The 8954-nt window shown below is 63.5% G+C and carries 8 protein-coding genes; all 8 read left to right on the top strand.

Going from position 1 to position 8954, the window contains the following annotated elements:
* Positions 1 to 259 precede the first annotated feature (259 nt).
* The 8 genes from NZM16_RS03780 (at position 260) to NZM16_RS03745 (ending at position 8810) form a co-directional block, all read left to right on the top strand.
* Positions 260 to 616 (top strand): nitroreductase family deazaflavin-dependent oxidoreductase, encoded by a 357-nt coding sequence (locus NZM16_RS03780; protein WP_295448414.1) that lies wholly within the window; start codon positions 260 to 262, stop codon positions 614 to 616.
* An 84-nt stretch (positions 617 to 700) separates the two neighbouring features.
* Positions 701 to 3262 (top strand): ATP-dependent DNA helicase RecG, encoded by a 2562-nt coding sequence (recG, locus tag NZM16_RS03775; protein WP_295448412.1) that lies wholly within the window; start codon positions 701 to 703, stop codon positions 3260 to 3262.
* A gap of 177 nt (positions 3263 to 3439) precedes the next feature.
* Positions 3440 to 3958: a pantetheine-phosphate adenylyltransferase gene (coaD, locus tag NZM16_RS03770; RefSeq protein ID WP_295478656.1), complete on the top strand. Its 519-nt coding sequence runs from the start codon at positions 3440 to 3442 to the stop codon at positions 3956 to 3958.
* Between the two features lie 173 nt (positions 3959 to 4131).
* On the top strand, positions 4132 to 4608 hold the full coding sequence (locus NZM16_RS03765; protein ID WP_295448407.1) for a hypothetical protein: 477 nt from the start codon (positions 4132 to 4134) through the stop codon (positions 4606 to 4608).
* Positions 4568 to 5218: an RdgB/HAM1 family non-canonical purine NTP pyrophosphatase gene (gene rdgB / locus NZM16_RS03760; protein WP_295478653.1), complete on the top strand. Its 651-nt coding sequence runs from the start codon at positions 4568 to 4570 to the stop codon at positions 5216 to 5218. The genes NZM16_RS03765 and rdgB overlap by 41 nt, the downstream gene beginning before the upstream one ends.
* A gap of 275 nt (positions 5219 to 5493) precedes the next feature.
* Positions 5494 to 6270 (top strand): carotenoid biosynthesis protein, encoded by a 777-nt coding sequence (locus NZM16_RS03755; RefSeq protein WP_295448402.1) that lies wholly within the window; start codon positions 5494 to 5496, stop codon positions 6268 to 6270.
* Between the two features lie 437 nt (positions 6271 to 6707).
* Positions 6708 to 7019 (top strand): hypothetical protein, encoded by a 312-nt coding sequence (locus NZM16_RS03750; RefSeq protein WP_295478650.1) that lies wholly within the window; start codon positions 6708 to 6710, stop codon positions 7017 to 7019.
* Positions 7020 to 7106: 87 nt separating this feature from the next.
* On the top strand, positions 7107 to 8810 hold the full coding sequence (locus NZM16_RS03745; RefSeq protein ID WP_295448396.1) for an aldehyde dehydrogenase family protein: 1704 nt from the start codon (positions 7107 to 7109) through the stop codon (positions 8808 to 8810).
* Positions 8811 to 8954: the final 144 nt, after the last annotated feature.

Raw genomic sequence — 8954 nt, 5'->3', positions numbered from 1 at the left:
GGCCCAGAGGGCCGTGGGGAGGGGGGAGAAAGGGGGGAGGGGTCATCGCCCTCTGGACTCGCTTTGGTTCCTCAAATCCCCAGTTTATAACTGGACAATGCACTACTCCGAGAGCCCTCGAAGGAGGACATCTGGGATTTGCCGTAAGTCCTTCCTCGATGTTCTCCGTGTAGTCCGGTAGCGCGAGAAGGGAACAAACGCAACCCGGGTTTGCATTATACTTGATCCGGCGGGGACATCGTTCAGGACTGAGATGACTATGGCCCGGCATCCCCTGGAGGGAGCGGAAGTGATCGATCTGATCACCCGGGGCCGACAAACCGGACGGCCCCATCGGGTGGAATTGTGGTTTGTTTATCGGGATGGGGCGATTTACCTGATGGCCTATGCCCGAGCCCATGGGCGGGGAACGGACTGGTATCAGAATCTGCGAGCGGACCCTCGGGTGGCGATTGAAACGGAGGAAGGGCGCTGGGAAGGGGTGGCAGAACCGCTGCCACCGGAATGGCTTCCCACCGTGACGGACTGGTTCCGTGAAAAGTATGGGGCGGGAACCGTTCGCCACTGGTATGAAGGCACCCCCCGCTTGTTGGTGCGGGTGCGGCTGCAAGCGTGAAGATCCTGACCGGAAGGATACCCCCTGGGCTGGCCCGAAACGGTCAGCGGTTCATGCCAGACTCAAGCGCAGTGAGGGAAGGCGATGGCTTCACCCTTCACCCAGCTACAGAAGATCCTGAAACATGAGGTCCAGGACGGTTACCGCAACCGGATCGTGATCGGAGGGATCGGCCGATTTGCGGATCACTGGTATCGCCAGGCCCGTGCCGCCTTGAGGGAGCATGATCCGGACGTTCTCCTCCTCCTGGAGGCGATCTACGCGGATCTTCGGCGCTATGAAGCGGCGAATATCGAGGAACGTCGGCTGTTAATCGAAGGGATCGAGGCCCGAATCCAGGAGGCCCTGCAGCGCGAGCGGGAGCTTCGGACCACCCGGCCGACCCCAGCGACGAAAGATGAACCGGCAGTGCCTCCGCCCTCGGAACCCACGCCGGCCCCACCTGTCCCTCCGGTGGAGAAACCGCGGGAGGAGCCTTCGACGCCTGCGCCGCCTCCGCGGCCGGAGCGAGCCGCGCCCGCCCGCCCGCGCTCCCGGGGAGCCCCTCCTGTTCCTCCGAAACTGGCGGCGAAAGTGGAGGCCATGGGGCTGGATGCGCCCGTTCACTTGATCCATGGGGTGGGCCGCGAGCGGGCCCAGCGCTTATTGCGCCTCGGGGTGCAGACCATCCGGGATCTGCTATATCTGCTGCCCCGCCGATATGTGGATTTCCGGGCCCTGAAACCCATCCATCGCCTTCGGATCGGGGAAGAGGTGACCGTCATCGGCGAGGTGATGGATATCGGGAGCAAACAGACGGGGAACGGCCTCACGGTGATCCGGGCGCTGCTCACCGATGGCTCGGGAATCATCGAGTGCACCTGGTTTAACCAGCCCTATTTACTGGATCGCATCCGGCCGGGCCAGTTCATCGTGGTGAGCGGGCGGGTGGAGGAATTCCTCGGTCGTCCGGTGTTCCGTTCCCCGGAGTGGGAGCCTGCCGATCGGGAGTTGCTGCACACCGCCCGCATCGTCCCCATCTACCCGCTGACCGAAGGCCTCACCCAGCGCCTGATGCGATCGGTCCTGAAGCGGGTGGTGGATTATTGGGCGGATCGAGTGGAAGATCCGATCCCCGCCTGGATCCGGGAGGCGTATGGTTTCCCGGATCTTCCCACCGCGTTGAAGCAGGTTCATTTCCCGGAGGATTGGGAGCCGCTGGAAAAGGCGCGCCGGCGGCTGGCCTTTGACGAAGTGTTCTACTTGCAAATCGGCTTGCTGGAAGCTCGCCGGCAATGGCGCGGTGTCCCCGGACGGGCCCTGGCCTTCGATGAAACTGCCCTCGAACGGGCGATCGAAGCCCTTCCCTTCTCCCTCACAGGGGCTCAGCGTCGGGCTCTGGATCAAATCCTGGCCGATCTGCGCTCCGGCGTGCCGATGAACCGGTTGTTGCAGGGCGAGGTGGGCTCCGGGAAGACCGTCGTGGCCGCGTTGGCGGCTTACGCGGTGTTCTTGGCAGGCGCCCAGGGGGCGATCATGGCGCCCACCGAGATCCTGTCGGAACAGCATTACCGGACGTTGCTTTCTCTGGCCGAGCGCTGGGCGGGTGCCGGGCTTCCCACCCCCACCATCCGTCTGTTGACTTCGGGGGTGAGCGGGGCGGAGCGGGCTCAGATTTATGGGGAGTTGGCCGAAGGGACATGTCATCTGGTGGTGGGGACCCATGCCCTGATCCAGGAGGAGGTGGCGTTCCAGGATCTGGCGTTCGTGGTCATCGATGAACAGCAACGTTTCGGGGTGCTCCAACGGGCGGCCTTGCGGGGCAAGGGATACAACCCGCACGTGCTGGTGATGACCGCCACCCCAATCCCCCGAACGCTGGCGCTCACCCTCTACGGCGACCTGGACCTCTCGGTCCTGGACGAAATGCCGCCGGGTCGACGGCCCGTGCTGACCCGCTGGTTGATGCCGGAGGAGCGGGAGCGGGCCTATACCTTCATCCGCCGCCAGGTGGAGCAGGGCCGCCAGGCGTATATCATTTGTCCCCTGGTGGAGGGCTCCGATAAAATCGAGGCGAAGGCCGCGGTGGAAGAATACGAGCGGCTGCAACGGGAAGTCTTCCCCGACCTCCGGCTGGGCCTGATCCACGGGCGGATGAAATCTGAGGAGAAAGAGGCGGTGATGAGCGCCTTCGCCCGCGGGGAGATCCAGATCCTCGTGGCGACGCCAGTGGTGGAGGTGGGTGTGGATGTGCCCAATGCCACCGTGATCCTCATCGAGGGGGCCGACCGGTTCGGGCTGGCCCAGCTTCATCAGTTCCGAGGTCGGGTCGGGCGGAGCAGCTATCAATCGTATTGTCTTCTGCTGGCGGAATCCCCCTCCGAGAGCGCTATAGAACGCCTCCGGGCCATCGAAACCATCTATGATGGCTTCCAGCTGGCCCAGAAAGACCTCGAGATGCGGGGGCCTGGTGATTTCCTGGGCACACGCCAAAGCGGGTTCCCGGAGATGCGCCTGGCCGATCTCACCGATCTGCGCCTCCTGGAGATCGCCCGTGAGGCCGCGGAACGCCTGGCCGAGCGCGATCCCGACCTTCAGGCTCCAGAGCATCGTCTTCTGGCGGAGGCTGTGTCTCGCTTCTGGCAGGGCCCTGTGGAGCCCAGTTAAGAGCCTATCCGAATAACCCTGATTTTTTCTCTCCCTCCCGCTGTCCGAAGGGCGGCGGGAGGGAGAGAAAGGGGGGTGTGAAAACGGAGGATCTGTCCGGCAATCTGGGGGATCGGGGTGGTGAGATGGACGATAGTTAGCCATCCCACCACCCCTAACCTGAAATGGGAGCCGGAGATGACTCGAGCATTGTATCCAGCATCTTTCGACCCCATCCATTATGGGCACATCGATATCGCTACCCGCGCGGCGGCGATCTTCGATGAGCTGGTGGTGGGCGTCTACGATCGCCCCAGCAAAAGCCTGCTCTTCTCCCTGGAGGAACGTCTAGCTCTGGTGCGGGAAGCCCTGCAGCATCTCCCTAACGTCACCGTCACCGCTTACAGCGGCCTTACGGTCGATTTCGCCCGGCGAATCGGGGCGCGGGTGATCGTGCGAGGGCTTCGCGTGATCTCAGATTTCGAGTTGGAGCTCCAGATGGCTCTGACGAACAAGCAGCTGGCCCCCGAGGTGGAGGTGGTGTGTCTGATGACCAGCCGGGACTATGCCTTCATCAGCTCCAGCATCGTCCGCGAGATCGCCCTGCTGGGCGGGGACGTCTCGGCGATGGTCCCGCCTCACGTGGCCCGCGCTCTGGCGGCGAAGGCCGCTGAACGCGCTGGGGAGACGGTCCCGATCATCTCCATCCGTGAGTAACGGGCATCCGACGGCGAGCTCTCTCTTTCTCCGAAGGACTTTCCGAGGCAGGTGGGGCGATCTTTGGCGATCCCGCCTGCTCTTCATTAAGGAGTTGCGCCGTTCGTCTCCTGACGGAAGATCCCCCTGGGATCCATGCTGTGGATCCTTGTCGAGGTCCATAGGAGGTCGGGATGGACATCCTGCATCTGATCGATCAACTGGAACAGCTGGTTCTTCGCAGCCGTCCTCTTCCTTTCCTGAGATGGGTGGTGATCGAAGAGCGGCGGCTTCTGGACCTGATCGATCAGATGCGGGTGACGATCCCTCAGGAGATCAAACAGGCCCGACGGATCGCCCAGGAGCGGGAGCGGATCATCGCTCAGGCGAAAGAGGAGGCCGAGCGCATCGTCGCGCTGGCCCAGGAGCAGGCCAGCGATCTCATCGCCCAGCATCAGGTCGTCCAGGCGGCCGAGCAACGGGCCGCCGTGATCGTTGAGCGGGCCCAGCGCGAGGCGGATCGCCTGAAGGCGGATGCCGATGACTACGCGCTGACCCGGCTTCTGGAGTTGGAGGAAACCCTCTCCCAGCTTCTTCAGATCGTCCGAAACGGGATCGAGAAGCTCCAGAATGAGCGTGCGGATGCATCCCCCCGTTCCCCCGAAGCATGAACGGCGGCTCCTGATCGCCACCCACAATCCCGGGAAACGCCGGGAGCTGGCTGCGCTTCTTTCCGATCTCCCGCTGAGGCTGATCGATCTTCTCGACCTCGGGATCTCGGAAGCCGCCGAGGAACCCCATGAAAGCCTCGAGGACAACGCCCGTTGGAAGGCGATGTTCTACGCTGAGCGCAGCGGGCTGTGGACCTTGGCGGACGATTCGGGGTTAGAGATCGATGCGCTGGGGGGCGCTCCGGGTGTTCGCTCCGCCCGGTTCGCCGGACCTGACGCCGATGATCGGATGCGCATTCGCAAGGTCCTCGAGCTCATGGCAAGTGTCCCGTGGCCCCAGCGGACGGCGCGGTTTCGCTGTGTGATCGCCCTGGCCCGGCCCGGGGAACCCCCGACGCTGGTGGAGGGGCGTCTCGAGGGCTATGTCGCCTTCGAGCCCCGAGGGACCTACGGGTTCGGCTACGATCCGATCTTCTACATCCCGGAGCTCGGGAAAACGATGGCGGAGCTTCCCCTGGCCATGAAGAACCAGATCAGCCACCGGGCTCGCGCGGCTTGGAAGGCCCGGGAGATCCTGAGGCAATGGCTGGCCGAGGGGCCCGGCGAGTGAGAATGAACGACATGGGGGAACCAGGCCGAGGATCGAAGGCCCTCGGCCTGGCTCCCCCAACCGATGAGGAGTTACGCGGTTCGCTGCCTCAGGAAGTCTTTTCTCCCCCTTTCCCCACGCTGCAAAGCGGCCATGGGGAAGGGGGGAGAGCCCCATTTCGCCTTTCCACGCCCTTCAGTCTCGCCAAGAAGGATTCACTCTCGAAACCCACAGAACAGCGGTGTGGAACCAAATATGGGTTTTGAGGGACAAGGGCATAATAGGAGGGAAAACGAATGCGGCGGGCTCTGCTGGCGGCTTTTGGCGGGGTAACGCTTTACCACGTGATGGCGGTATCCTGGGGATGGCCCCATCCTTTCTGGCTGATGCCGCTGAATACATTGCTTCAGTGGGGGTTCGCCCTGGCCCATGCGCTTCCGACTCTGGGGCGATCCCGCGCGTTGCTCCTCCTCGGCCTGACCTTCGGCATCAGCCTGGGGATGGAGGCCCTCGGGGTGGCCACCGGCTGGATCTATGGTCCTTACACTTACACCGGGCGCTTAGGGCCGCTTCTGCTGGGCGTTCCGATCCTCATTCCTTTCGCCTGGTTTATGATGACCTATCCGACGCTGATCCTGACGTGCCAGGTTCTGGGCGAATCGCCCATAGCGCCTCGCCGCTGGTGGGGCGTGGCCGTTCTGGCTGCGATGTGGATGACCGCCTGGGATCTGGCGATGGATCCGGTGATGAGCCGTCTGGGTTTCTGGGTGTGGAAGACCCCCGGGCCTTACTTTGGCGTCCCGCTTCAGAATTTTGGGGGCTGGATGCTCACGATGCTGTTGATCTATGGAGCCTATCTCTGGCTCTCCCCTCGTCTGGCGGCTCCGGCTCCTTCCCGGTCGGGAGCGCCGCCGGTGGAAGCTGTTCTGGCATATGCGATCGCCGGGGCTCCCTTTATCCTTCACCCGCTTATAGATCCCCAGCCAGATCCAGTAGCTCAAGTCCTTGGCTTGATTGCCTTCTTTGCCATGGGGCCGCCTGTTCTGATCGCCCTCCTGCGCGAGGGGCAGTAACCATTCAGTCAGGCGGTGTTGCCTTGCAATCCCCCTCTCTGGGGCCCTTCAGGCCTCAGAGAGGGGGATACAGGGGGGAGGGACGATCGACGCCGCGTCTGCAGCGGGAACATCTCCAGTCCCAAAACAGGCCAAGTGCTCGAAGGGAAATCCGAAGGCCTTTGGGGCCGAGTAGGGGTCTTCAGGGCCTCGCTCACCCTTATCCATGCCCCCCGCGGTCCTCTGGCCGGGGGGAAGGCGAAACGGAGGGTCATGGGGCTATCCGCCTCGGAGGTGGGTTATAATCACATTGCCGGGGGATGCGGTCTCCGGCTGCCTCCGTGACCTGTGTGTTTTCTGATCCCTTTACCCGCCACCATGGGGCTGCGGGTAAAGGCCGCGGAAACGCAGGGGGATCCCTTCGTCGCTGAATAATGCGAAAAGGGAATACTAAAGAAATGGAGATCTCCGAGCGAACGGTCGAGTTGCGATTTGCCTGGCGATCGATCCAGGGGCCGCGCGTGGCCGCGCGGTTCCAGGCCGTCATAGAGGGCGAGGACCCCGTGATGCGACAGGTCCTCTGTCGTCTGCTCACGCTACTGGAGGTTCAGATTCCACCCGGGGTGGAAGATCCCGTGCTCACCCCGGAGCGTTTGCAGACCCTGGAGGGGAAGCGAGTGAAGGTCCCTGAGGAAGCGCTTCAAGGGCTGACCCTTCCCCTCAAACGGGAAACCCTGACAGGCGGCCTGCGGATTCCATATTTCAGGTGACCCGTGATGCAATGTAGAAATTACGCCGTGGGCTTCCCTCGAGAAGGCATTTCGCCTTAAGCGGTCAGACGCTTCAGGAGGCCTCGTATGCCAGCGAAAAAGAAGGCAGTGAAGAAGGCGGCGAAAAAGGCGGCCCCGAAGAAGGCGGCCCGCCCCACGACCCGCAAAGCACCGGCTCGAGCGGCCCCCCGCCGGAAGGTTGTTCCGACGGCGGAAGCGCCGGCTCCACCTCTCAAGATCACCTATGCCACCCTCGCCGTCCCCAGTGAGGAGCTCCACATCCGATATGAAGTCGCCCTCGGGAAGGTCCGGGAGAGCCTGGGCGGGACGATCCCCATTGTGATCGGCGGTCAGCCGCGTTATACCGAGCGCACCTTTGAGGATCGCTCCCCGATCCACACGGACTGGCTCCTGGGGGTTTTCCAGCGCGGGACGCCTCAGGACGTCAGCGACGCGGTGGCGGCAGCGAAGGCCGTTTTCCCCGCGTGGAGCCGGCTTCCCTGGACTGAGCGGGTGAAGATTCTGCGGCGGGCGGCGGATCTCATCAGCGAGCGGGCTTTTGAGATCGCCGCGCTGATGAGCCTGGAGGTGGGCAAGAACCGCCTGGAAGCCCTGGGGGATGTGGAAGAGACCGCGGATCTGATCCGTTATTACTGCGATCAGATGGAGGCCCACGACGGCTACATCCAGCCGATGAAGCAGGAATCCCCCAAGCACCACAATCGCAGCGTGCTCAAGCCCTACGGCGTGTGGGCGGTGATCTCCCCCTTTAACTTCCCGTTCGCCCTAGCCGGCGGCCCCTCTGGGGCGGCGTTGCTGGCCGGAAATACTGTCGTCTTCAAGCCGGCTTCGGACACCCCCTATGTGGGCTACAAACTCTATGAGATCTTCCGGGACGCGGGGGTGCCGGACGGCGCCTTCAACTACATCACGGGCAGTGGAAGCGAGGTCGGCGATCCGCTGGTCTTGCATCCCGATGTGGCTGGCATCACCTTCACCGGCAGCTATGAGGTGGGGATGTCCATCTACCGGAAGGTGGCGGCCTCCACCAAGTATCCCAAGCCCATCATCCTGGAGATGGGCGGCAAGAACCCGGTGATCATCAGCCGCCACGCCGATCTGGATCGGGCGGCGCTGGGGTGCATGCGCTCCGCCTTCGGCCTCCAGGGCCAGAAGTGCTCGGCCGCCTCGCGGATCTACGTGGAGCGACCGGTGCGGGATGCGTTCCTGGAGAAGTTCCTGGATCTCACCAGCAAAATCCGGATCGGCGATCCGACCCAGCGGGACGTCTTCCTGGGGCCGGTGATCAATCGCACGGCCTATGAGAAGTTCCAGCGATATATGGAGATCCTCCGCCGAGATGGGGTGGTGCTGTTCGGGGGCAATGTCCTGACGGACGGCGAGTTCGCCAAGGGATACTTTGTGGAGCCCACCGTGGTGGATGGCCTCCCACCGGATCACCCGCTCCTCCAGGAGGAGATGTTCCTGCCCATCACCTGCCTGGTGACCGTGGATTCCCTGGAAGAGGCCATGCGCTATGCGAACGCGGTGGATTACGGCCTGACCGCCGGCTTTTACAGCAACGACCCGCAGGAGATCCAGTGGTTCTTCGATCACATCGAGGCCGGCGTGACCTATGTGAACCGGGCGGCGGGGGCGACCACCGGCGCCTGGCCGGGCTATCAGCCCTTCGGCGGCTGGAAGGCCAGCGGCTCCACCGGTCGGGGCTCCGGCGGGCCCTACTACCTGATCCAGTATCTGCGGGAGCAGAGCCAGACGGTGATCGATTAATGGCTCCGGCGGGGGTGGATGGGGCCCTGCCAAGCCCTCCCCCGCCAGGGGGTTTTTCGGGCTTCCCCCCCGGCGGTTTCGGCGTAGGAATGGGCGAAGGCGACGTCGGGCAGGACGTAGTGCTTTGTCCATTTTTCAGTTGGG

It is taken from the genome of Thermoflexus sp. (assembly GCF_025055495.1).
In the GTDB taxonomy this organism is placed as follows: Bacteria; Chloroflexota; Anaerolineae; order Thermoflexales; family Thermoflexaceae; genus Thermoflexus.
The sequence above is the reverse complement of the archived record's forward strand: the minus strand, read 5'-3'. Positions and strand labels throughout refer to the sequence as shown.

Coding starts and splice junctions, on each gene's coding strand:
- rdgB (WP_295478653.1), top strand. CDS start 4,568: ATGAGCGTGCGGATGCATCCCCCCGTTCCCCCGAAGCATGAACGGCGG.
- recG (WP_295448412.1), top strand. CDS start 701: ATGGCTTCACCCTTCACCCAGCTACAGAAGATCCTGAAACATGAGGTC.
- NZM16_RS03745 (WP_295448396.1), top strand. CDS start 7,107: ATGCCAGCGAAAAAGAAGGCAGTGAAGAAGGCGGCGAAAAAGGCGGCC.
- NZM16_RS03780 (WP_295448414.1), top strand. CDS start 260: ATGGCCCGGCATCCCCTGGAGGGAGCGGAAGTGATCGATCTGATCACC.
- coaD (WP_295478656.1), top strand. CDS start 3,440: ATGACTCGAGCATTGTATCCAGCATCTTTCGACCCCATCCATTATGGG.
- NZM16_RS03765 (WP_295448407.1), top strand. CDS start 4,132: ATGGACATCCTGCATCTGATCGATCAACTGGAACAGCTGGTTCTTCGC.
- NZM16_RS03750 (WP_295478650.1), top strand. CDS start 6,708: ATGGAGATCTCCGAGCGAACGGTCGAGTTGCGATTTGCCTGGCGATCG.
- NZM16_RS03755 (WP_295448402.1), top strand. CDS start 5,494: ATGCGGCGGGCTCTGCTGGCGGCTTTTGGCGGGGTAACGCTTTACCAC.